Source organism: Sphingomonas plantiphila (assembly GCF_046000505.1).
Taxonomy (GTDB): Bacteria; Pseudomonadota; Alphaproteobacteria; order Sphingomonadales; family Sphingomonadaceae; genus Sphingomonas; species Sphingomonas plantiphila.
Genome location: NZ_JBELQC010000001.1, coordinates 1633917 through 1657925 on the forward strand (window position 1 = coordinate 1633917; position 24009 = coordinate 1657925).

The window sequence follows — 24009 nt, forward strand, 5'->3', positions numbered from 1 at the left end:
ATATGCGGGCGATCCTTGCGCTGCTGGCGGCGATCCTGCTGGGCGCCACGACGCCGCTGCCGCCCCCCGCGATCCTGATCTTCAGCCATACGACCGGGTGGCGGCACGATTCGATCGAGCCGGCGGTGGCCGCGATCGCGCAGGCCGCGAAGGCCAGGGGATATCGGGTCGTCGCGAGCGAGGACCCGGCGCTGTTCGACGACGCGGCACGGGTGAAGGGCTTTGCGACGATCGTGCTGCTCAGCACCACGACTAAGCCCAAGGATCCCGCGAGCGAGTGGTTCACCGGCGCACGGCGCGACACGCTGATGGCCTATGTGCGAGGCGGGGGCGGGATCGTCGGGGTCCATGGCGCGGCGGATTCGCACTATCATTGGGATTGGTACGGCCGGATGATCGGTGCGCGCTTTGCCCGCCATCCCGAAGGGACGCCCAAGGCATGGGTTTCGCGGGAGCCGGGTGACCATCCGTCGATTCGCGCCTTCCCGGCGATGGCCGAACTGGTCGACGAATGGTACTGGTTCGATGATCTCGACCCTCGGCTGCGGCCGCTGCTCACGTTCGATCCCGCCTCGATCGGGGAAAAGGGCGTCAACCCGCGCCCGATCGCCTGGGCGCATGCGTTCGAGGGCGGACGGGTGTTCTACACCGGCCTCGGCCATACCAAGGCGGCGTGGAGCGACCGGCGGATCGTTACCCATGTCATGGGCGGGATCGACTGGGCGGCCGGGCGTGGCGCGCGGCCGATGGTGGTGGTCGATGAGGCAGCGAAGCGGGTGATCGAGCCGCCGCCGCACGGCAAGATCGGCATGAGTACGGCCTGGCGGATTACCGACGGCGTGCCGGGTCGCGCGATGGAATATCGCAAGCGCGCGCTGCACAAGGGCGCGGCGATCGGCATCCACCCGATCGACCATGACGAGGTCTATGCGGTCGTGTCGGGCGAAGGCGAGGTGACGTCGGACGGCGTCACCGCGCGGCTCAAGCCCGGGATGACGGCGTATCTCTACACCGGGGCGCAGGTCGGCATTCGTCAGATCGGGGACAAGCCGCTGGTGCTGATCATCGCCTATCCGGTTAGGGTGAAGTGACCGGGTCGACCACGAGCCGACAGCCGCGCAGCTCGTAGCCCGCGACCAGCGGGTTCCATCCGACGTCGGGCGCGCGGTCCAGCCGCAGACTTGGAATGCGGAGCAACCGGTCGAGGAACACCGCAGACTCGTGCAGCGCGACGCCTGCACCTGGGCAGCGGTGCTCGCCATCTCCGAACGCCAGCCCGGGGCCGGTCACTTTCGGTGCGCGCGTGCGATCCGGGTCGAGAGCATGCGGGCAGGAGCCGACCGCGGCAGCATCGCCATTGGCGGCGCGGATATCGAGCGCGACGGTCCCGTCCCCGACATGGCGGTAGAGCGTGCCGACGACCGGTTCGAGCCGCAGGATTTCTTCGAGAAGGTCCACCTGGCCATCGGCACCGGCGGCGAGGAACCGGGCGCGCAGGTCGGGGCGCTCGAGCAGATGCCATCCGGCCATGGTGATGAACTCGCGCGTGGTGACCATCCCCGCCGCGCCATAGGTGAAGCATTCGGTGAGGATATCGAGCGGGGTATAACCCTCACTGAGCAGGTGCGAGATCACGTCTTCACGCGGCGCGATCCGGCGCGCCTCGATCGCGGGCTTCACGTCCTTGGCGTAGAAGCGGCGCATCCGCCATTGCCCGAGCAGGAAGCTCATCACTTCGGCAAATTTGCCCTTGCTGGTCTGGAATGCGGTGCTGAAGAACGCGTCGAGGCGGCGGCTCATGCCCGTAATATCGCTTTCCGTCAGCCCGACGATCTGCGCCGCCACCGTCACCGCCATTTCTAGCGACAGTCGGTCGAGATCGGCACTCCCATTCCGCAGGAGGCGCGCGATCAGCGCGTCGCTGGTCCGCTCCATCAGTGCGCGATAGCGGGTCTCGACGACGCGCGGGGTGAAGAAGCGCGCGGTGCCGCTGCGTTGGCGGCGGTGAGCCTCCCCATGGAGGTACAGGATCGGCGGACGGGCGCGACCACGATAGCGCAGAATGACCTCGGCCTTGAATCCGGCCTGTCGCGCCTCGCTGTCCCGGAGCACCGCCCGAACCGCTTCGAAGCCGGTCACTTCGGGGGCGGAGAGCAGACCCCCCTGCGCCGCGCTTGCGGACTTGCGGTCGTCGCGCGCATGGTCGATCGGGCATCCGCCCGACGGCGGGTCAAGGGATTGCAACTGGGCGGACACAAACAGTCTCCGATATATGATACACTATGGATCATAAGATAGAGAAGCGGGAGGCGGTTTCAAGCGACGCGCGTGTCCTCCGGTCGCGGGCGGCGCTCCGTGCGGCGCTGGTCGAACTGGTGGCCGAGCGACCTTTTGCCGAGATCACCGTCGCGGCGCTGACCGAGCGGGCTGGGGTCGGCTACGCCACCTTCTTTCGCCATTACCCCGACCTTGCAGCCGTGCTGGCGGAAGTCGCCGACGGGCTGATCGCGGAATTGCTCGAGCTGCTGGTGCCGCTGCTGCGCGCGCGCGACGGGCTGGCGGTGATGCGCGCGCTGACCGCCGAAGTCTCGGCGCGGCGGCAGCTGGCCCATGCGCTGCTGACCGGCGCGGGGGATTCGATGCGCCAGACGATCACGCGGCGCGCGATCGAGCAGGCGATGGCTGCACCGACCGATACGCCGGGCGGGCTGCCACGCGAGCTGGCCGTGACGCATCTGGTCGGCGCGACGCTGACGATCCTGACCTGGTGGCTCGACCGTGCGCCGGAGACGGCGGCGGACGAGGTCGCCGCGATGCTCGACCGGCTGGTGCTCGCGCCGGTACTGGCGGATCAGGTCCCGGGCTGAATATAGGGAATGCGGGCGAACAGCTCGCGCTGCCATTTGCGCGGGTCGCGCTCGACGCGGCTCCGCGTATCGAAGATCATCGTCTCGCGCTCGGGCAACCTGTATTTCGGCCATTGCGGCACGCCCGTCCCATTGGGATCGCCGTTGGCCGCCAGGTTGACGAAGGCGCGCTGCATCGCCGCCGATACCGCCCGTGCGCCTGGGCCAGTGCCTGACACGGTGCCCTCCGCGCCGATCGTGCCGAACACCATCGGGATGTCGTGCGTATGCGCCGCACCGCGCTCCGGCGCGACCGGCGACTGGAAATCGAGCTGATAGACCCAGGCGGGGACGGCGGCCTTCGCGCGCTCCTCCGCCTCGATCACCTGCCCGCGCCAGCTGCGTCCGGCGGTGGTGGCGGCGTAGAAGATGTCCTGCGCAGTCCAGTCCGGGAAGCGGCGGCGATATTCGGCGACGACCCATTCGGGGTGCGCGTCGATGCGCAGTTGCGGCGTCATCCGCTCGGCGAGGTTCGACCAGTCGAGCGTACGGACGCCCTCGCCATTCGGGTCGATGAAGGCGCGTGTTTCGTCGCGCGTATTGCCCAGGATCATCGGGATCGCGTTGCCCAGAGGATTGGCGTCGGGCCAGAAGGGGTGGCGGGTCAGCCACTTCATATCGAGCACCGGGCCCATATAGACCCCGCCGCCGAGGATCGGGTCTTCGGCCGCGAGCCCCTCGATCAGGCGCTGCACCGGCATGTCGATCAGGTCGCCGGGGGTGGCGTCGAGCTTGACCAGCAGTGCCTTTGCCCGCGCGGTGGCGTTGAGCGGGCCGCTTGCGGTGACCTGTTGCCCGCTCATCGTCGCGGCGCTGTGGAACAGACCTTTGGCCGCGGGCATGCCCATCAAGGTCGCGATCTTTGCGCCGCCGCCCGACTGGCCGAACACCATCACACGGTCCGGATCGCCGCCGAATCCGGCGATATTGTCGCGGATCCAGCGCAGCGCGAGGATCAGGTCGAGCTGGCCAGTATTGCCGCTGTCGGGGAAGCGCGGATCGAGCCGGGCGAGGTAGAGATAGCCGAGCGCGTTGAGCCGGTGGTTGACGGTGACGACGACGACATCGCCCTGCTCGGCAAGCGTGGCGCCGAACACCTGCGGCTCGATCACCGTGCCGTTGGAGTAGGCGCCGCCATGGAAATAGACCATGACCGGGCGGCGCGCGTTGCGGTCGGTGCCCGGGGTCCACACGTTGAGGAACAGGCAATCCTCGGCCTGATCGGGCAAGCCGCTACGCTGCGGGCAGTTCGCCGCGAATTTCGTCGCACGGATCGTGTCGCGGGTGGGGGCCGGGGCGGTCGCTGGCTGAAAACGGGTGCAGCTGGTGTCGTTGCCGTAGCGGATGCCAAGGAAGGCCTGCGTTGCGCCGTCGCGCTTGCCCTGCCAGCGGCCGGTGGCGCCGGTGGCGAGCGGATCGCCCTTGGCGAACGCCGTGGAGGGGAGGGCGGAGAGTGCCGCCCCGGCGCCCAGCAGCGTCCGCCGACCGATCACCGCCGCACGTCCAGGCCACCCTCGAGAAAGGCGTCGATGTCACGCGGGCCGAACAGCGACGCATCGCCGGGTAGCGAATGTTTGAGGCAGGTGAGCGCGAGGCCGGAGGCGACGGTTGCTTCCAGATCCTGACCCGACAGGACGCCGTGCAAGATCCCCGCGGCAAAAGCGTCGCCGCCGCCGATGCGATCGACGATCCCGGCGACCACTATCTCGTCGGTCTGGTAGCCGCGTTCGCGCGTATCGAGCCGCGCGGCGATGCGGTGGTGGTCGGCATCGTCGACATGGCGCGCGGTCGAGGCGATGCGCTGGAGATTGGGGAAGGCGGCAAAGGCGGCTTCGGCGGCTTCGCGGCGGCGGTCGGGGCCGTCGCCGGAAAATTGCGTGCCGAGGAGCAGCGAGACGTCGCGGTGGTTGCCGAACAGCGTGTCGGCGAGGCTGACCAGATCGGTGAGCACTGCGCGCGGATCGCTGTCCCAGGCTTCCCACAGGCGCGCGCGGTAATTGCCGTCGAAGCTGACCGCGACGCCCATCTCCTTGGCGGTCTTCGCTGCAGCGATTGCTGCGGCAGCGGTCGCGGGACCGAGTGCCGGGGTGATGCCCGACAGGTGCAGCATGGACGCGCCGTCGAGGATCGCACGCCAGTCGAACGCATCGGCAGGTGCGGTGGCGAAGCTCGACGCGGCGCGGTCGTAGACGATGTCCGATGCGCGCAGCCCGGCGCCGACCGAGAGGAAATAGAGGCCCATCCGCCCGTCGCGCAGCTGGACGTTGCGGGTATCGACCCCCTGTCCGCGCACGAAGCGGATCGCCGCCTGGCCCAACGCAGTGTCGGGCACCACGCTGACCATCGCGACGTCGTGGCCGAGATTGGCGAGACCGATGCCGACATTGGCCTCCGCGCCACCGACATGCACGTCGAGGCTGCCGGTCTGCAGCAGGAGTTCGCGCCCGGGCGCAGTCAGGCGGAGCAGCAACTCCCCGAAACAGACGATGCGGCCGGTCATGATATCTCTCCGTGCGCGAACCGGCGTCAGCGCGCCAGCCAGCCGCCGTCTACCGCGAGGATATGGCCCTGCACATAGTCGGATGCGCGGCTGGCCAGGAAAACCGCTGCGCCGCCCAGATCCGATGGTTCGCCCCAGCGGCCCGCCGGGATGCGCTCGAGGATCTGGCGGTTGCGCGTCTCGTCCTTTTGCAGCGCGTCGGTGTTGTTAGTCGCGATATAGCCGGGGGCGATCGCGTTGACGGTGATGCCCCTGGACGCCCATTCGTTCGCAAGCAGCTTGGTCAGCCCGCCGACGCCGCTCTTCGACGCGGTGTAGCTCGGCACGCGGATGCCGCCCTGAAAGGTCAGCATCGATGCGATATTGATGATCTTGCCGCCGCCATTGGCGATCATGTGCCGGGCCGCCGCCTGGCACAGGAAGAACACCGATTTGAGATTGGTGTCCATCACCGCATCCCAATCCTCTTCTGTGAAATCGACCGCGTCGTTGCGGCGGATGATACCGGCATTGTTGACGAGGATGTGCAGCCCGCCGAGCTTTTCCACGGTTTCGTCCACAATCCTGCCCACAGGCTCGATCGTCGACAGGTCGGCGTTGATGATCTCCGCCTTGCGGCCGAGCGTGCGGACTTTCTCGACCGTCTCGGTCGCGGCCGAACGCCCGACCGCGGCGATGTCGGCGCCCGCCTGCGCCAGTGCCAGCGCGATTCCCTGGCCGATGCCGGTATTGGCGCCGGTGACGATCGCGACGCGGCCCGAAAGGTCGAAGAGGTTGATCATGCGGAGCTCCGATCCCCGCCCGAACGGGGCGGGGTAGGGATGGTCAGGCGGTCGCGCTCAGGCGAGCGCGGGCTGCGCGGTCAACTGCTTGAGATAGTCGGCAATCGCCGCATCCTGGCAGTTCGGGTAGAAGAGCTCGGCGAACTTTTCGCCCGCGACCGCTGCGCGCAGCAGGTCCTGATCGACCGTCTTGAGGACGGTCAGCATGTCGTGACACGTCGCCGCCTTGAGATCGGCAAGGATGCCGCGATTCTTGCGCATGATCTCGGCGCGCTCCTTGGGATAGCCAAGGCCGCGCTCGCCATCGAAGAGCTTGCGGTACACGTCCTGCAGGTTGAGTTCGGCGGCCCAACCAAAGCCCTTGGCATAGGGCATCGAGATGGCGTTGCCGTCGTTGATCTGGCCGAACAGGAAGGCATCCGTCGGATCGATCACCAGGCCGCAGAATACGCCGGGCATCGCGTTGCACGCCAGCATCGAGCCCATGCCGGTGCCGCATCCGGTGACCACGAAATCGGCTGCCTTCGAATTGAGCAGGATGCCGGTGAGCAGGCCGTTCATCACATAGGTCAGCGATGCGCTGTCCTCGGCCGAATACATGCCATAGTTGAAGACCTGATGGCCCAGCGGCTCGGCCACGGTGGTCAAGGCTTCATGGATGATGCCGTTCTTGGCGGCCTGGCTGTTCTCGGTAATCAGGGCGATCTTCATGGCTTTGGATCCTCTTCGGGATGCGCGCAGACGGGATTTGCCCGATCGCGTGACGCACCCTCCTTGGACAAAATGGCGATACCTCTCAGGTAACCGGTGTCAGATGAAAGTTCAAGTGCAGGTCACGGCGTGGTTCGATTTGCCGGATCAGGCCGCGGTGGCGGCGGTGTCGGATCCGTCGAGCTTGTAGGCCTTGCGCACGAGGGTGGAGGTGAGGTCGATCGCCAGTTCGGCGGCCTCCCAGTCCTGCATGCGACCTTCCGCAACGAGCCGGGCTAGGAAAGCGCAGTCGACGCGGCGCGCGACATCGTGGCGTGCCGGAATCGACAGGAACGCGCGTGTGTCGTCGTTGAACCCGACCGTGTTGTAGAAGCCGGCGGTCTCCGTCGTCATCTCGCGGAAGCGGCGCATGCCCTCCGGACTGTCGTGGAACCACCAGGCCGGGCCGAGGCGCAGGCATGGATAATGGCCGGCGAGCGGGGCGAGCTCGCGGGCGTAGGTCGATTCGTCGAGCGTGAAGAGGATGATCGTCAGGTCGCGCTCGTTGCCGACGACGTCGAGCATCGGCTTCAGTGCGCCGACATAGTCGGTGCGCATCGGGATATCGGCGCCCTTGTCGCGGCCATGGCTGTGGAACAGCTGGGCATTGTGGTTGCGGCACGATCCGGGATGGATCTGCATCGTCATCCCGTCTTCGACGCTCATCCTCGCCATCTCGGTGAGCATCTGCGCGCGGAACAGCTCGGCGTCCGCCGCGTCCCATGTGCCGCCGATGATGCGCGCGAACAAAGCCTCGCATTCGGCGGTCGACAGGTTCGCGGTCCGCGCCGTGGCGAAGCCATGGTCGGTGGCGGTCGCGCCCGCCGCGCGGAAATCGGCGCGGCGCCTGCGGTGCGCGGCGAGATAGCCCGACCAGCTGTGGACGTCCTCGCCGGTCAGATCGGCGAAGGCCGCGAGGGCGCCCTCGAACGCCTCATGCTCGACATCGATCACCGAGTCCGGGCGATAGGTCGTCACGACCCTGCCATCCCAGCCCGACCGACGGATCGCGGCATGGTGGGCAAGCGGATCGTCGGCACCCTCGGTCGTCGCCAGGAAGTCGATGCGGAACCGGTCGAACAGCGCGCGCGGGCGGAACGCGGGGGTCGATAGCGCGTCGGTGATCGTGTCGTAATAATGATCGGCGGTTTCCGCGCTCAGCAGGCGGTCGATCCCGAACACCTCGGCGAAGACATGGTCGAGCCACATGCGCGAGGGCGTGCCGCGAAACAGCTGATAATTGCCGGCAAAGGCGCGCCACGCGCTGCGCGGATCGGTCGCCGGGACACCGTCCTTGCGCGGTACGCGCAGCGCGTCGAGGTCGACGCCCTGGCTGTAGAGCATGCGAAAGACATAATGGTCCGGCGCGAGCAGCAATTCGGTCGCGTTGTCCCAGGGCGCATCGCTCGCGAACCAGGCCGGATCGGTATGGCCGTGCGGGCTGACGATCGGCAAATCCGCGACCTGCGCATACAGCGTCCGCGCGATTTGGCGTGTCCCGGGATCGGCGGGAAACAGACGGTCGGGATCGAGATTCAGGGGGTGCACGGCGTACCTCTCAACTTCTTTCGGTATCGGTAACCGGTGTCAGATCGGCGATCAACATCGCAGTCGGCCATCACTAATCGGTCGCCTGCGCCACCGACGCGCGCCGTATCAGGGTGGATACGAAGAGCGATTCCGCGCTTTCCTCGTCCTCGCCATCACCGATGAGCTTGAGCGCGGCGGCGCGGGCCATCGTCGCGATGGGCCAGCGCACGGTGGTGAGCGGCGGCCAGAGATAGGAGGCAATGGTGGTGTCGTCGAAGCCCACGATCGACAGGTCGCGCGGCACGTCCAGACCGCGCTGCCGGGCGGTATGCAGCACGCCGGCCGCCATCGCATCGTTCGAACAAAAGACCGCCGTCGGCCGGGGCGACAGGTCGAGCAGCCGCTCGGCCGCGCGCATCCCGGATTCGAACGTATAGTCGCCCTGCGCGATCAAGGTGCGTTGAAGCGGGATGTCCGCATCCTCCATCGCCGCCTCATAGCCCTGGCTGCGTTCGAATGCGGAGCGGAACCCATGCGGGCCGAGCACCAGGCCGATCCGGCGATGGCCCATCTCGACCAGGTGCCCGACGGCACCGCGCACCGCCTCGCGGTCGTTCGACGCGACCATATGCCCCGCTTCGTCGAACGGCGCCGACCCCATGCGGACGTAGCGCGTGCCGATCTCGCTACAGAGATCGGCAAGCGAATCATTCTCGCTGATCGGCGGCAGCAACATCACGCCATAGGGCCGCTGGCGCTCCAGAAAGCGGCGGATGTCGTCGAGCATTGTCGGCGATCCGCGGTCGACCGGGTGGACGATCAGTTCGAACTCGGTGTCGCGCAGCACCTCCAGCAACCCGTGCTGCACGTTCAGCACCATGTGCGGGTTCGGGTTGTCATGGATCAGCCCGATCAGGAAGTTGCGCCGCAGTGCCAATGCGCGTGCCTGCGGGTTTGGAACATAGCCGATCTCGGCGATCACCTTTTCCACGCGCTCGCGGGTCTCCTCGTTGAGGAGCGGAGAACGGTTGATGACGCGGCTGACCGTCTTCTTCGAGACGCCTGCAAGCCGTGCGACGTCGTTGATCGTCGCCTGCGCGCTTTTCTTCATGGGGATGGCATAGCGCGCAACCGCCCCCTAGCCAAACTTCTCGCGAGGAGGTAGTTGACACCGGTTTCTATGGCCTATCCCGACGCTCTCCGCACCCATGCCGCCGATACCGTTGCGACGGCGCTGCGAGACCTTTCGCCGGGAGACGTAGTACTCGGCGTGGCGGTGCGCGACGCCATCCCCCGGGGGCACAAACTGGCGTTGGCGCGGCACAGCGTCGGCGAGCCCGTCATCAAATTCGGCCATCCGATTGGGCGAGCGATCCGCGAGATCATGCCGGGCGCGCATGTCCACACGCACAATCTGGCGACCGCTTTGGGGGGCGAGGCGCAGTATGCAGGGTCCGCGCGTGCGAGCGCGATGCACAGCAATGGCTTAGTCCGCACCTGGGAGGGCTATTCGCGCGAGGATGGCAGCGCAGGGACGCGCAACGAGATCTGGATATTGCCCACGGTCGGCTGCGTCGCACGCACGGCGCAGAAGATCGCCGCACGCGCGCATGCGCTGAAGCCGGACGGGATCGATGGCATCTATGCGCTGGTGCACCCGTTCGGATGTTCGCAACTCGGCGCGGATCTGGACGGTACGCGCGCGATCCTTGCCGCCCTCGCGCAGCATCCCAATGCGGCCGGTGTGCTGCTGGTCGGCCTGGGATGCGAGTCCAACCAGCTGGATGCGCTGATCGAGCGGATTCCACGCGAGGGACGAAGCCGGGTGCGCAGCGTCGCGGCGCAGGCAGTGTCGGACGAGCTGAGCGATGGTGTCGCGGCGGCGCTGGAACTGGCCGCAGAGGCGGCGACGGCCCGGCGCACTCCATTGGGGCTCGACCGGCTGGTGCTGGGGCTGAAATGCGGCGGTTCGGATGGGCTATCCGGACTGACCGCCAACCCGTTGGTCGGCCGCATGGCCGATGCGGTGACGGGCGCGGGGGGCAGCGCGATCCTGACCGAGATCCCGGAGATATTCGGTGCGGAGCAGCTGCTGATGGCGCGCGCCGCCGACCGAGCGGTGTTCGACGCGATCGGCGCGCTGGTCAACCGCTTCAAGCGCCACTTTCTCGACCATGGCGAGCCGGTGTCCGAGAATCCGTCGCCCGGCAACTTGGCCGGCGGCATCACGACGCTGGAGGAGAAGAGCCTCGGCGCGGTGCAGAAAGGCGGGCAGGCGGTCGTCACCGATGTCGTCGATTATGGTGGGCGCGCTCGACAGCGGGGGCTCACTTTGCTGGAAGCGCCGGGCAACGACGCCGTCTCCTCCACCGCGCTGTCGGCGGCGGGGGCCGGGGTTATCCTGTTCACGACCGGGCGGGGCACGCCGCTCGGCTTTCCGGCGCCGACGCTCAAGATCGCATCGAACAGCGATCTGGCGAGGCGCAAACCCGGATGGATCGACTTCGACGCGGGAATGGTGCTGGATGCCGATATGGATATTGCCGCGGAAGCACTGCTCGATCAGATCATCGCGATCGCCTCCGGAGAGCCGACAGCGGCGGAACGCAATGACGAGCGCGAGATCGCGATCTGGAAGCGCGGGGTGACGCTGTGACGCGTTTGTCGCTCCACGCGCTGGCGCAACTGCCGCCCGGCGTGGATCGACCGGACTATGACCCGAGCGCGATCGGGACGGGTGTGGTGCATTTCGGGCCGGGGGCGTTTCATCGCGCGCATCAAGCCGCTTATTTCGATGCGCTGCTTGCGCACGATCCCCGCTGGGGCATCGCTGCGATCTCGCTGCGTTCGGCGACGACGGTCGATGCATTGGCAAGGCAGGACGGGCTTTACACGCTCGCGGTGCTCGACCGCGAACCGGCGACGCGTGTGATCGGGGCGCACCGCAACTGGATCGGACCCGGCGAGGGTGCGCGTGTGGCCGCGCTCCTGGCGGATGCGCGCGTGCGAATCGTCACATCGACGGTGACCGAAAAAGGATATTGCCTCGCGGGCGACGGCACGCTCGACATGAATCATCCCGACATCGCTGCCGATCTTGCCGGTAGCGAGCCGCGCAGTTTCGTCGGTTGGCTGGTGCAGGGGTTGGCGGCGCGCCGCGCTGCGGGGCACCTCCCGTTCACGGTGCTGTGCTGCGACAATCTCTCCGGCAACGGGAGCAAGCTGCACGCGGCGACGATCGCGCTGGCGCGCGAGTTCGACCCCGATCTTGCGGCCTGGATCGCCGACGCCGTGCGCTTTCCCGATACGATGGTCGATTCGATCACGCCGGCGAGCGACGGCGCTTTCCTGGCGGGGATCGCCGACCGCATCGGCTTCGAAGACCGGGCGGCGGTGCAGCGCGAAGCGTTCAGCCAATGGGTGATCGGCGCGCGCGAACTGGGCGACGGCCCCGATCTGGCGGCGGTCGGTGCGATCCTGACCGACGATGTCGGCGGATATGAGCGTGCCAAGCTGCGCATCCTCAACGGCCTGCATTCGACGCTCGCCTATCTTGGCGACGCGGTGGGTCTGGAAAGCGTTGCCGATGCGATGGCGAACCAGTCGCTGGCGGGGTTTGTCGAGCGGCTGGCGCTGGAGGATATCGTACCTGTGCTCGATCCGGTCGCCGGGCTGGATCATGCCGATTATGTACGGACGGTGCTGAACCGCTTCCGCAACCCTGCGATCCGACATCTGCTCTCGCAGATCGCGTGGGACGGGTCGCAGAAGCTTCCCTATCGCTTGCTCGACACCATCATGGCAGCGCGTCGGGCCGGTCGCCCGATCGACCGGCTCGCGGTTCCCGTCGCAGCATGGATCGCCTTCATCGCACGCAAGGCCGATGCGGGAACGCCGATCATCGATCCGCTGGCGCAGACGCTCAGCGATGCGGCGCGCGGCGCAAGCGATGAACAGCTGGTGGAGCGCCTGTTGACGCTCAACGCCATTTTCCCCGCGGACCTTGCCCAGGACGACCAGTTCCGGCGCGCCGTGACCACCGCGCTCGTTCGGATTCGCGCGGGCGAGACGCCAAATCTGCTCGCCGAGTAACCGGTGTCTTGTCATTGACACCGGTTTCCATTAGCGATGCTGGCGACAGGATAAGCGAGGGGTGGATGAGCGATCTGGACATCATTGCGCAGGCGTTCGTTTCCGCACGTCGCGATGCGCGCGGTCTGTCCCAATATCCGGGTGCCGAACCAGGCTCGCTTTCCGAAGCCTATCGCATTCAGGATCGCGCCGTTGCGCTCTCCGGCGGTACGGTCGTCGGGTGGAAGGTCGGTCGCATCAACGCTCCGCGCGACCGCGAGCTGGGCGCCAATCGGCTGGCCGGTCCGATCTTCGCGCAGACCGTTTATCCAGGGGGTGGCGTGGACCCGGCCATGCCCGTCTTTGCGGACGGGTTCGGCGCCGCGGAGGCGGAGTTCCTGCTGCGCATCGGCACCGCCCCGCAGCCCGGCAAGACCAGCTACACGCTGGACGAAGCCATGGCGCTGATCGACGCAGTCCATGTCGGGCTGGAAATCGCCAGTTCGCCCTTTTCCGGTATCAACGCGAGCGGGCCGCTCGTCACGATTTCCGATTTCGGCAACAACCACGGGCTGGTGGTCGGGGAATCGATCGCGAACTGGCGCGACCTCGGTTTTATCGACTGGCCGGTCACCCTTGAGATCGATGGAGTCGAAGCCGGGGCGGCGACGGCGCGTACCATGCTGGACGGGCCGATCGGCGCGGCACGCTTTCTGTTCGAATTGCTGGCCGCGCGCGGCATCGCGCTGCGCCCCGGGCAATGGATTTCGTCGGGCGCCGTGACCGGCGTCCATGAGGTGTCGCCAAATGCGCGGGTTACTGCCAGTTTCGGGGACATGCGGGTGAGCTGCACGATCGAGGCCGCCAGACCCGCAGAATAAGGAGAGAATGCATGAACGCGACGCAGGTCGAGGGCGGCGGCGGCGATACGCCCCGTAGCCAGCTCGTGGCCAGGACGGGCCGCTTCCGCTGGATGATCGTCGCGGTTCTCTTCTTCGCGACCACGGTCAATTACATCGACCGCACGATGCTGGGCCTGCTCAAGCCGCAACTTCAGCTCGAACTGGGCTGGAGCGAGAATGATTACGGCAACATCGTCCTCGCCTTTCAGTTCGCCTATGCGTTCGGCTTCCTGCTCATGGGCTGGCTGGTCGATCGGTTCGGGCCGAAGATCGGCTATGGCATCGCCATCACTATCTGGACGATCGGCCATGTGATGCACGGTTTTGCCAGTTCGGTCGCATCGTTCATGGCGGCGCGGATCGTGCTGGGCGTGGGGGAGGCTGGGCATTTCCCCTCGGTCGTCCGCGCGAGCAGCGAATGGTTTCCGCAAAAGGAGCGCGCCTATGCGATCGGCTGGGTCAACTCCGCAACCACGATCGGCGTGATCCTGACTGCGCCCACGCTCTGGGTGTTCATGACCTGGCTTGGCCTGGGCTGGCGCGAGACCTTTATCTACACCGGCGTGTTCGGCGCCGTGCTCCTGCTGCTGTGGCTCAAGCTCTACAGCAACCCGCGCGAAAGCGGGAAGGTGAGCGATGGCGAGCTTGCCTGGATCGAACACGATCCGCCCGAGCAGGTCGACAAGATCGGCTGGAGCCGCGTCGTCCGACTGCGCGAGGCGTGGGCGTTCGCGGTCGCGAAGTTCCTGACCGACCCGGTCTGGTTCCTGATGCTGTTCTGGCTGCCCAGCTATTTCAGCACCACCTATGACGTCGACCTGAAGGTCGTATTGCTGCCGATGATCCTGATGTACCTGTTGTCGGATGTCGGCAGCATCGCGGGCGGCTGGCTGTCGTCCAGGCTGATCCATGCCGGATGGACCGCGAACGCGGCGCGCAAGGTGACGATGATCGTCGCCGGTTGCTGCGTTCTTCCGCTGCTGTTCGTGACGCAGCTGGAGAATATGTGGCTGGCGGTCGGGCTGATCGGCCTGGCGCTCGCCGGTCATCAGGCGTTCTCGACCAATCTGCTGTCATTGCCGCCGGACATGTTCCCAAAGCGCGCGGTCGGATCGGTGATCGGGCTCGGCGGGTTTGCCGGCGGTGTCGGCGGGATGATCATGGCCAAGTCGACGGGGCTGGTTCTCGATGCAACCGACGGCAACTACACGCTGATCTTCGCCGCCTGCACGGTGGTCTATTTCCTCGCGGTCGGCGCGATCCATCTGTTGTCGCCGCGCCTCACGCGCGTTGCAGTCTAAACCTTCCTCGGTCGGGCGACATTTCCTGTCTTCGACCGGGGCTTCCACGCAATGAAGCTTTACTTGGATTGCAACACGAGCGCGTTCGCGCCATCACTGTCCTATGACAGCAACACTCAAGCTCGATGCGTTTCTGCCCTATCGGCTCTCGGTCGCCTCCAATCGCGTATCGGGGACGATCGCCAATGCCTATCACGCCCGGTTCGGGCTGCGGATACCCGAATGGCGATTGGTGACGGTGCTCGCCGAATTCGGATCGATGAGCCAGCAGGCGCTGTGCGGCCGCACGCAGATGGACAAGGTGACCGTCAGCCGGGCGGCGATCTCGCTTCATGAGCGCGGGCTGATCACGCGCACGCCGAATCCGGACGATCAGCGCTCGCACCTGCTCGACCTCAGCGCGGAAGGATGGGCGCTCTACCGCCAGATCGCGCCGCAGGCGCTGGAGTTCGAGCGGCGTATCTTCGCCAGCCTGTCCGATGCGGAACAGGAACAGCTGCGCAAGATGCTCGAACGGGTCGAGGCGGCGGCGGCGGCGATTTCGCCGGGATTCTGAACCGCGGGCTTGATCCGCTAGCCCTTCCTCGCCTAATCGACCCATCCCTCCCCAGGGCAGTCGCAGTTGCTAGCCAGGAGGATTCCATGACCGCCACCCAGACCCGCGCCGGCCTCACCGTCGCCACGCCGCTCGTGCGGTTCGTGGAGGAGCAGGTGCTGCCGCCGCTGGGCATCGCCGCGGGCGACTGGTGGGATGGCGCAGCCGACATCTTCGCGCGCTTCACCCCGCGCAATCGCGAGCTACTGGCGAAGCGCGAAGAGCGTCAGGCCGCGATCGATGCCTGGAGTGCGGCGGACCCTTCCCGCGCTGCGGATCCGGCGGCTCAGGAGGCGTTCCTGCGCGAGATCGGCTATCTCGTGCCCGAGCCCGGCGCTTTCGCGATCGGCACCCGCGATGTCGACGCGGAAATCGCGACGATGGCGGGGCCGCAGCTCGTCGTTCCTGCGCTTAATGCACGCTTCGTGCTCAATGCCGCCAATGCGCGCTGGGGCAGCCTGTACGACGCGCTCTACGGCACCGACGCGCTGCCCGGTTCGGCCAAGCCCGGCGGCTATGACGCCGAACGCGGCGCGCAGGTGATCGCGGCGGCGAAGGCATTTCTCGACACCGCAGTGCCGTTGAGCGGGATGCGCTGGGCCGACTTCACGGGCGGCGACCTGCCGCTCGCGGACCCGGGGCAGTTCGTCGGGACGCGTGGCGAGTCGATGCTGTTCGCGCACAACGGCCTGCATATCGAAGTGGTGGTCGATCGCACCCACCCGATCGGCGCGACCGATCCGGCGGGAATTGCCGACGTGATGATGGAAGCCGCGCTGACCACCATCGTCGACCTGGAGGATTCGATTGCGGCGGTGGACGCGGAAGACAAGGTCGCCGCCTATGCCAACTGGCTGGGCCTGATGCGCGGCGACCTGACCGAGACGTTCGACAAGGGCGGGCGTGCCATGACGCGCGAACTCGCCCACGACCGGGTTTATCAGCGTCCGAATGCCAGCGACCTGACTTTGCCGGGACGCAGCCTGTTGTTTGTCCGTAATGTCGGGCATCTGATGACCAATCCGGCGGTCCGGATCGACGGGGCTGAGGCGCCCGAGGGCATTCTCGATGCGATCGTGACGAGCACGATCGCGCTGCACGACCTCAAGGGACTGGGCCGCTTTCGCAACAGCCGCGCCGGCAGCGTCTATATCGTCAAGCCCAAGATGCATGGGCCGGACGAGTGCGCCTTCACCAACGACCTGTTCGACGCGGTCGAGGATCTGCTGGGGCTTGACCGGTATACGATCAAGGTCGGGGTGATGGACGAGGAGCGGCGCACGAGCGTAAACCTTGCCGCGTGCATCCATGCGGTGCGCAATCGGATCGCATTCATCAATACCGGCTTCCTCGACCGCACCGGGGATGAAATTCACACATCGATGCGCGCCGGACCGATGATTCCCAAGGCGGAGATGAAGGCAGCCAAGTGGATCAAGGCGTATGAGGACCGCAATGTCCGTATCGGCCTGCGCCATGGCCTGTCGGGGAGGGCGCAGATCGGCAAGGGCATGTGGGCCGCGCCCGATCGCATGGCCGACATGATGGACCAGAAGATCGGGCATCCGCTGAGCGGCGCGAACACCGCCTGGGTGCCGTCGCCGACCGCCGCGACGCTGCATGCGATGCACTATCACAAGGTCGATGTGTTCACACGGCAGCGGGAAATCGCGACCGAGGCGGTGCCCGCATTGCCCGACCTGCTGACGATTCCGGTCGCTCACGGGCGAAACTGGTCGCCGGAGGAGGTCTCCCGCGAACTCGACAACAATGCCCAGGGCATTCTCGGCTATGTGGTGCGCTGGATCGACCAGGGGGTCGGCTGCTCCAAGGTGCCCGATATTCACGATATCGGCCTGATGGAGGATCGTGCGACGCTGCGCATCTCGTCGCAGCATATCGCGAACTGGCTGCTCCACGGCGTCGCCACGGCGGCGGATGTCGATGCGGCGTTCGCGCGCATGGCGGCCAAGGTCGATGCGCAGAATTCGGGCGACCCGCTGTATCGCCCGATGGCCGGCGATCCCGACAGCCTTGCGCTACAGGCGGCGCGCGCACTCGTGTTCGAAGGCGTGAGCCAGCCGAGCGGCTATACCGAGCCGCTGCTGCACGCATTCCGTGCCCTTGCCAAGGCGCGCGAATGATCCAAATCGCGTCGCATTGAACCTTCCGCGCGCTGGCACGTTGCGCTAGCGGTCGGGGTATGTGCTGTCCTCAGAAATGGCGCGATCCCATTGGGAGGTCAGGGGTATTCCGGGCGTGAGGTTGCTGATTCTGCTGCTGGCGAGCAGCGCGCTGGTTCCGCAGGTTGCGGGCGCCCAGATTCAGGGGGCTGCGGGCAAGCCGGGGCAGGGTGCGCCCGCCGACGAGCCCGATACCCTCAAGCGCGAAGCCGAACGGCAGGCGGAGGGCCAGGACGAGAAGCCGATCGTGCCGGACGCGGAGTTTTCCGAAGCGCTGCCGCAATTGTCGGACGACATGGATGCTCCGCTGGAGACGATGACGCCTCCGGCGCAGACCCCCGCCGAACCGGTGGAGCCGATCGAGCCGGTGGCTCCCGTAGAGCCGATCGAGGACGCGCCGCCGTTCGATGCGACCGGAGCCGAAGCCGAGATCGCCGCACCGCTGACGCCGCTGAGCGCGTTCGACACGACCCCGATCGCCGAGGTTGCGGCCGTGAACGACGAGGCCGCGGTCGAGATCCGCTACGCCACGCGGGTCACCGGGCTCGATGAAGTCGGGCTGGAGGACCGGTTCCGCGACCTCTCCGCGCTCGAGGATGGCGACGGAGTCGCCGCCAATGCCGCGATCATCGGCGCCCGCGCCCGCGAGGACGAAGGGCTGGCGGTGCGGCTGATGAAGTCGCTCGGCTATTACGACGCGACGGCGATTTCGACGATCGACCAGACGCCGCAGGGTGACCGACCGGTCACCGCGACCGTGGCGGCGGTGCCCGGGCCGCTTTACAAGCTCGGCGCGATCCGGATCGACGCGGACCCGACCGTGCCGCCCAATCTGATCGCGGACAATTTCAAGCTGAGGACCGGCGAGCCGATCGACGCGGTGCGCGTGCAGGCGGCCGAGGCGGCGATCAGCGTGGCGCTCCCGCAGAACGGCTATCCCTTCGCGCAGGTGGGGCAGCGCGATATCCTGCTCGACGAGACCACGCGCACCGGCGACTATACGCTGCCCGTCACGATCGGGCCGCGCGCGCGCTTCGGCGGCATCCGTACCGAAGGCGACGCCGTCTTCACGCCCGATCATATCGACGTCCTGACCCGCTTTGATCGCACCGACCTGTATGACAGCCGCAAGGTCGACGATCTGCGCGACGCGCTGATCGCGACCAGCCTGTTCTCGACCGTTTCGGTCGAGCCGGTGAAGACCGGCGAAGTCGCCGCCGATGGAACCGAAGCCGTCGACCTGCTGGTCCGGCAGAGCAAGGGCCCGGCGCGCACGCTTGCCGCCGAAGCGGGGTACAGCACCGGCCAGGGGCTGCGTGCCGAGGTAAGCTGGACGCACCGCAACCTTTTTCCGCCCGAAGGCGCGCTGATCCTGACGGGTGTCGCGGGTACGCAGGAGCAGGGTGCATCGGCAACCTTCCGCCGCTCCAATGCCGGTCGACGCGACAAGACCTTCCAGATCATCGCTTCGGCGCTGCGTTCGGACCTCGAGGCGTTCACCGGTCTGACCGGCACGCTCGCCGCGCGCGTATCGTATGATTCGACCCCGATCTGGCAGAAGAAGCTGACCTATGCCTATGGCGTCGAACTAGTCGGGACGAGCGAAGACCGCTTCGACCTGAGCAAGGGCGTGCGCGAGCGCGGTACCTATTTCATCGCCGCGCTGCCGCTGTTCGCGGGGTGGGACCAGTCGGACGACCTGCTCAATCCGACGCGCGGCTGGCGGGTGAAGCTGAATGTCAGCCCCGAGACATCGGTGCGCGGTGCCGCGCGGCCCTATGCCCGTGCGATGGTCGAGGGAACGGCCTATTACCCCGTGACCGACAGCATCGTCGTTGCCGGACGCGCCCGCTTCGGAACGATCCAGGGGATCGAGCGCAACGATCTCGCCCCATCGCGGCGCTATTATGCGGGCGGCGGCGGATCGGTACGCGGGTTCGGCTATCAGGAACTCGGCCCACGCGCGCCCGACGGCAAGCCGATCGGCGGACGCAGCTTCAACGAATTCGCGATCGAGGCCCGCTATCGCTTCGGCAATTTCGGGATCGTGCCGTTCGTCGATGCGGGGCAGGTCTATGAAGAGTCGACGCCGCAACTGAGCCGCATCCGGTTCGGCGCAGGCATTGGCGGCCGCTTCTACACCAATTTCGGCCCGCTCCGCGTCGACGTCGCGACGCCGATCGCGAAGAAGCCGGGCGAATCGCGCGTCGCGCTCTACATCTCGATCGGGCAGGCATTCTGATGGCCGAAGACACGCCACAGCCCGAAACCGAAGCCGGCACGCAGACGGTCGTGATCGACCGGCGACCGATGTGGCAACGCGTCGCAAAATGGACGGCGGTCGCCCTGGGCAGCCTCGTCGCGCTGCTCGTGGCGGCGGTCGTGGTGCTCGACACCGGCGTCGGTCATCGCTTCGTTGCGGACCGGCTGGCGGGATTCACCACCGCATCGGGCCTCAACGTCAAGGTCGGTCGGATCGAGGGATCGATCTACGGCGCGATGGTATTGCGCGACGTGCGGGTCAGCGACCCCAAGGGCGTGTTCGCCACTTCGCCACGCATCGCCTTGGACTGGCGCCCGTTCGCCTTCGCCAGAAACCATGTCGATATTCGCTCGGCCACCAGCCCGCTGGTGCGCGTCGCACGGCTGCCAGAGCTCACGCCGGGCGACCCCAACGCTCCGATGCTGCCGGACCTCGATATCGATGTCGGGCGGTTAGCGATCGACAGGCTCGTGCTGGAAGCGCCCGTTGCAGGGCAGCGCCATGTCGCGACGCTGACCGGCGAGGTCGCGATCGCGGATCAGCGTGCCCGGGTGATCGTGAACGGCCGCACGCTCGGCGCGGGTGGGGGCGACCGGCTCGCGCTGGTGCTCGACGCGGTGCCGGATCAGGACAAGCTCGACCTGCGCGCAGACCTCAATGCGCCGGTCGGCGGCCTCGTTGCCGGGCTTGCGCAGTTGAAGGCGCCACTTGCACTTCAGCTGCGCGGTGCCGGTAGCTGGTCCAACTGGCGCGGCCGTGCGATCAGTACGCTCGGCGCGGAGCAATTCGCCGATCTGCGGATCGCCGCGCGGGACGGCGCAATCGAAGTGCGCGGCACGACCCAGCCGGGCCTCTATCTCGAAGGACCCGTCGCGCGACTGGCCGAAGGGGGGCTTCAGGTCGCGCTCGATGCCAAGCTCGACGAGCGCCGTGCGGATACGCGGCTGCGGCTGCGGTCGAAGGCGATGGCGCTTGCGACCACGGGGACGATCGACCTCGGCCAGAGCCGCTTCGACCAGTTCCGGGTCGAAGCGATGCTGCTTACGCCCGGGGCCATCGCGCCGAATCTCAACGGCCGGTCGGTGATCGGTGCCGTCGCGCTCAACGGGCCGTTCGCAACGCCGACGGTCGACTACAAACTGCAAGCGGCGGCGCTCGGCTTCGGCGAAACGGTGGTCGAGCGGCTCTATGCCGAGGGGCTGGCGACGGTGAACGCCGACCGTATCCTGATCCCGCTCAAGGCGAAGGCGGCTCGGGTATCGGGCCTGAATGTCGCTGCGGGCGGCCTGCTCACCAACGTCACGATCAACGGCGATCTCGCCATCACCGGCGACCAGATCCTGTCGGAGAATCTGCGCATCCGATCCGACCGGATCGATGCGACGGCGATCGTGGCGGCGGACATGGGCACCGGCCGCTACACCGCCGGACTGAAGGGCCGGGTCAACGACTATACGATCGACGGCATCGGCATCGTCAATGTCGAGACCGACGCCGATCTCTACGCTGCTGCCAATGGCGGCTGGGGGATCAAGGGTCGGATCGTCGGGCGCAGCACGCGGCTGTTCAGCGACGGCGTGCGCAACTTCCTCGGCGGCAATGCGATCGCGCGCGTCTCGCTCGATTTCGGGCCGGACGGCATCATCCGCTTCAGCGATCTCAAGGTCGCGGCGCCCAAGTTCCGCGTAATCCGCGGGTCGGGCCGCTATGACCCTGCCGGGCCGCTCGCGCTCACCGCCGATGCCTGGTCCAATGCCTATGGTCCGATCTTCGCGCGCGTATCCGGCAGCATGGCCAAGCCGATCGTCAACCTGCGCGCGCCGCGCCCCGGCCTTGGCGTCGGCCTGGCCAATCTCGAGGCGCGCGTTCGCGGCGACGGTGTCGCCTATGCCGTGGATGCGAAAGGCGACACCAGCTATGGCCCCTTCACCGCCGACGTCCTCGTCCGCACCGGACAGCAGCTCGCGATCGATGTCCGCAATGCGCGCTTTGCCGGGACGGACATCAAGGGATCGCTGGTCGAGACCGCTGCGGGACCGTTCGACGGCGACCTGACCTTCGCCGGATCGGGGGTCAATGGCGCGGTCGATCTGTCGGCAGCGGGCAAATATCAGCAGGCAGTGCTGCGCGCGACCGCGAACAACGCCGCCATCCCCGGCGACATGGAACTGACGATCGGGCGCGCGATCATCAACGGCACGGCAATCCTGTACGACGATGCCCCCGCGATCACCGGCGAGGCCCAGATCGCCAATCTGCGCAGCGGCACGTTCACGCTGACCCGCGCGCGGGCGAAGATCGACTATCGCGGCGGCAAGGGCAGTGCGCAGGCACTGGCCGAAGGGTCGTCGGGCGTGCCGTTCCGCGTCGCTGCCAATGCGCAGTTTCAGCCCGACCTGTGGCGCGTCGCGCTGAACGGGCGCGCGAACAATATCGGGTTCAAGACGGCGCAGCCCGCGCGCATCGCGATCAGCGGATCGACCTATACCCTCTCGCCCGCGCGGATCGACTTCGATAAGGGCAGCATGCGCCTTGCCGGGAGCTGGGGGGACGGGATGAAGATCCAGGCCCGCCTCGACAAGCTCGACCTGTCGATCGCCAACGCCGTGTCGCGAACCGCCGGGCTTGGCGGCACCGTGACCGGCGCACTCGATTTCAGCCAGGCGAGCGACGCCACCTTCCCTCAGGCGATCGCACGCCTGAACGTGGACGACTTCACCCGCTCCAGCCTGGGCGGGGTATCGTCCCCGGTCGACATCGCCTTTGTCGGCCGCCTGCTTCCCGATGGCGGCGATGCGCGCGCGCTGATCAAGCGTGGCGACACGACCATCGGGCGCATGGTCGCTACCCTACAGCCGCTCGGCCCGGGCGCGGGAAGCTGGACCACCCGCCTGCTCGCCGCGCCGCTCTCCGGCGGTATTCGCTATAACGGCCCTTCGGCGGTGCTCTTCTCGATGGCGGGGTTCGCGGACCAGAGCGTGTCGGGCCCGATCGCGGTCGCTGCCGATTTTTCGGGGCAGGTACGCGCGCCGCAACTGACCGGCCAGCTACGCGGCGAAAAGCTCGTCTATGAGAACGAGACCTGGGGCACCCGCCTGTCGCAGATGACCGTCAACGGACGGTTCGACAACGACACGCTCGAAATCACCGAGCTCGCCGCTGTCGCGGGCAACGGGCGGCTTTCCGGCGCCGGGACGATCGGCCTGTCCGCCGACCAGGGCTTCCCGCTCGACCTCACCGTCCGCTTCCGCAATGCCCGTCTGGCGCGCAGCAACGCGCTCGGCGCCACCGCGACGGGGCAGCTGCGCATCACCAACGGCCTGGATGGCGGGTTGATCGAGGGGCGCATCATCATTCCCGAGGCGCGCTATCAGATCATCCGCCAAGGTGCGGCCGAGGTGCCCGAGCTAACCGGGGTCTATCGCAAGAGCGAGCTGACCGCCGACGGCAAGCGCCCGACGCGGGTCAAGCCGGCGGGCATCTTCCGCCTCAACGTCAGCATCGTCGCCGATAACCGGCTGTTCGTTTCGGGCATGGGCCTCGAATCCGAATGGAGCGCACGGATGCAGGTGACCGGCACGTCCGCCGCCCCGGTGGTGACCGGCGAGGCGCGCGTGGTACGCGGTACCTACAGCTTCGCCAGCCGGCGGTTCGAGCTGACGCGCGGCATCGTCAGCTTCGAGGGCGGGCCGCTCGCCGATCCGACGATCAACATCGCTGCCAGCACGACGGCGGAGGGCGTGACGGCGATCATCAACATCACCGGTACGGGCCAGGTGCCGCGGATCGCCTTCACCTCCACCCCCACGCTGCCGCAGGACGAGGTGCTGGCGCGGCTGTTGTTCGGCAGCACCGTGACCGATCTCAGCGCCACCGAGGCGATCCAGCTTGCCGCCGCGCTCAATTCGCTGCGCGGATCGGGCGGGGGACTCAATCCGCTCGGCCAGCTGCGGTCGGCGGCGGGCATCGACCGGCTGCGCATTCTGGGCGAGGACGATACCACCGGACGCGGCATGGCGCTCGCGGCGGGCCAGTATCTCACCGACGACATCTATGTGGAGATCATCACCGATGCCCGCGGCTTCACCGCAGTGCAGCTCGAAATCGCGCTGACGCGTGCGCTGAGCCTGTTGTCGGCGACCGGATCGTTCGGAGGGTCGCGCGCGGGGCTCAAATATTCGAAGGATTATTGAGCCGGCCCGGCCGGCCCAGGCAGCGGTGCGTGG

Annotated in this window: 17 protein-coding genes and 1 pseudogene; 11 read left to right on the forward strand and 7 right to left on the reverse strand. The window is 67.2% G+C overall.

Annotation, left to right across the window (positions count from 1 at the left end):
* Nucleotides 1-2: 2 nt before the first annotated feature.
* Both ABS767_RS07725 and ABS767_RS07730 read left to right on the forward strand, forming a co-directional pair.
* Nucleotides 3-713, forward strand: a pseudogene (locus ABS767_RS07725) (ThuA domain-containing protein); the annotation flags it as partial.
* Nucleotides 705-1091, forward strand: coding sequence for a cupin domain-containing protein (locus ABS767_RS07730; protein WP_408078668.1), 387 nt, complete (start codon nucleotides 705-707; stop codon nucleotides 1089-1091). The pseudogene ABS767_RS07725 and the gene ABS767_RS07730, both read left to right, overlap by 9 nt.
* Here ABS767_RS07730 and ABS767_RS07735 read toward each other — a convergent pair.
* Nucleotides 1078-2256 (reverse strand): cytochrome P450, encoded by a 1179-nt coding sequence (locus tag ABS767_RS07735; protein WP_408077771.1) that lies wholly within the window; start codon nucleotides 2254-2256, stop codon nucleotides 1078-1080. The two genes, ABS767_RS07730 and ABS767_RS07735, sit on opposite strands and share 14 nt — an antisense overlap.
* 26 nt (nucleotides 2257-2282) lie before the next feature.
* Here ABS767_RS07735 and ABS767_RS07740 point away from each other — a divergent pair, with 26 nt between their 5' ends.
* Nucleotides 2283-2867: a TetR/AcrR family transcriptional regulator gene (locus ABS767_RS07740; protein WP_408077772.1), complete on the forward strand. Its 585-nt coding sequence runs from the start codon at nucleotides 2283-2285 to the stop codon at nucleotides 2865-2867.
* Here ABS767_RS07740 and ABS767_RS07745 read toward each other — a convergent pair.
* The 6 genes from ABS767_RS07745 to ABS767_RS07770 form a co-directional block, all read right to left on the reverse strand.
* Nucleotides 2852-4399 (reverse strand): carboxylesterase/lipase family protein, encoded by a 1548-nt coding sequence (locus tag ABS767_RS07745; protein WP_408077773.1) that lies wholly within the window; start codon nucleotides 4397-4399, stop codon nucleotides 2852-2854. The genes ABS767_RS07740 and ABS767_RS07745 overlap by 16 nt on opposite strands.
* Nucleotides 4396-5406: a PfkB family carbohydrate kinase gene (locus tag ABS767_RS07750; RefSeq protein WP_408077774.1), complete on the reverse strand. Its 1011-nt coding sequence runs from the start codon at nucleotides 5404-5406 to the stop codon at nucleotides 4396-4398. Before ABS767_RS07750 ends, ABS767_RS07745 begins: the two co-directional genes overlap by 4 nt.
* Nucleotides 5407-5432: 26 nt before the next feature.
* Nucleotides 5433-6188, reverse strand: a complete 756-nt coding sequence (kduD, locus tag ABS767_RS07755) for a 2-dehydro-3-deoxy-D-gluconate 5-dehydrogenase KduD (protein ID WP_408077775.1) — start codon at nucleotides 6186-6188, stop codon at nucleotides 5433-5435.
* A gap of 57 nt (nucleotides 6189-6245) precedes the next feature.
* Nucleotides 6246-6899, reverse strand: coding sequence for an RpiB/LacA/LacB family sugar-phosphate isomerase (locus ABS767_RS07760; RefSeq protein ID WP_408077776.1), 654 nt, complete (start codon nucleotides 6897-6899; stop codon nucleotides 6246-6248).
* A 147-nt stretch (nucleotides 6900-7046) separates the two neighbouring features.
* Entirely contained in the window at nucleotides 7047-8486 is a 1440-nt protein-coding gene (gene uxaC, locus ABS767_RS07765; RefSeq protein ID WP_408077777.1) for a glucuronate isomerase, read from the reverse strand.
* Between the two features lie 73 nt (nucleotides 8487-8559).
* Entirely contained in the window at nucleotides 8560-9579 is a 1020-nt protein-coding gene (locus ABS767_RS07770; RefSeq protein WP_408077778.1) for a LacI family DNA-binding transcriptional regulator, read from the reverse strand.
* Between the two features lie 69 nt (nucleotides 9580-9648).
* Between ABS767_RS07770 and ABS767_RS07775 the strand changes: the two genes are divergently transcribed.
* The 8 genes from ABS767_RS07775 to ABS767_RS07810 all read left to right on the forward strand — a co-directional run bounded on the left by ABS767_RS07775 (nucleotide 9649) and on the right by ABS767_RS07810 (nucleotide 23976).
* Nucleotides 9649-11124: a UxaA family hydrolase gene (locus tag ABS767_RS07775; protein ID WP_408078669.1), complete on the forward strand. Its 1476-nt coding sequence runs from the start codon at nucleotides 9649-9651 to the stop codon at nucleotides 11122-11124.
* Nucleotides 11121-12560 carry a mannitol dehydrogenase family protein gene (locus tag ABS767_RS07780; protein WP_408077779.1) on the forward strand — a complete coding sequence of 480 codons (1440 nt, stop codon included), beginning with the start codon at nucleotides 11121-11123 and terminating at the stop codon, nucleotides 12558-12560. Before ABS767_RS07775 ends, ABS767_RS07780 begins: the two co-directional genes overlap by 4 nt.
* A 65-nt stretch (nucleotides 12561-12625) precedes the next feature.
* Nucleotides 12626-13420: a 2-keto-4-pentenoate hydratase gene (locus ABS767_RS07785; protein WP_408077780.1), complete on the forward strand. Its 795-nt coding sequence runs from the start codon at nucleotides 12626-12628 to the stop codon at nucleotides 13418-13420.
* Between the two features lie 11 nt (nucleotides 13421-13431).
* Nucleotides 13432-14742, forward strand: a complete 1311-nt coding sequence (locus ABS767_RS07790) for an MFS transporter (protein ID WP_408077781.1) — start codon at nucleotides 13432-13434, stop codon at nucleotides 14740-14742.
* Between the two features lie 103 nt (nucleotides 14743-14845).
* On the forward strand, nucleotides 14846-15298 hold the full coding sequence (locus ABS767_RS07795) for a MarR family winged helix-turn-helix transcriptional regulator (protein WP_408077782.1): 453 nt from the start codon (nucleotides 14846-14848) through the stop codon (nucleotides 15296-15298).
* 86 nt (nucleotides 15299-15384) lie between these two features.
* Nucleotides 15385-17481 (forward strand): malate synthase G, encoded by a 2097-nt coding sequence (locus ABS767_RS07800; protein WP_408077783.1) that lies wholly within the window; start codon nucleotides 15385-15387, stop codon nucleotides 17479-17481.
* Between the two features lie 76 nt (nucleotides 17482-17557).
* Entirely contained in the window at nucleotides 17558-19762 is a 2205-nt protein-coding gene (locus ABS767_RS07805) for an autotransporter assembly complex protein TamA (RefSeq protein WP_408077784.1), read from the forward strand.
* Nucleotides 19762-23976, forward strand: coding sequence for a translocation/assembly module TamB domain-containing protein (locus ABS767_RS07810; protein WP_408077785.1), 4215 nt, complete (start codon nucleotides 19762-19764; stop codon nucleotides 23974-23976). Before ABS767_RS07805 ends, ABS767_RS07810 begins: the two co-directional genes overlap by 1 nt.
* The last annotated feature ends 33 nt before the right edge of the window (nucleotides 23977-24009 follow it).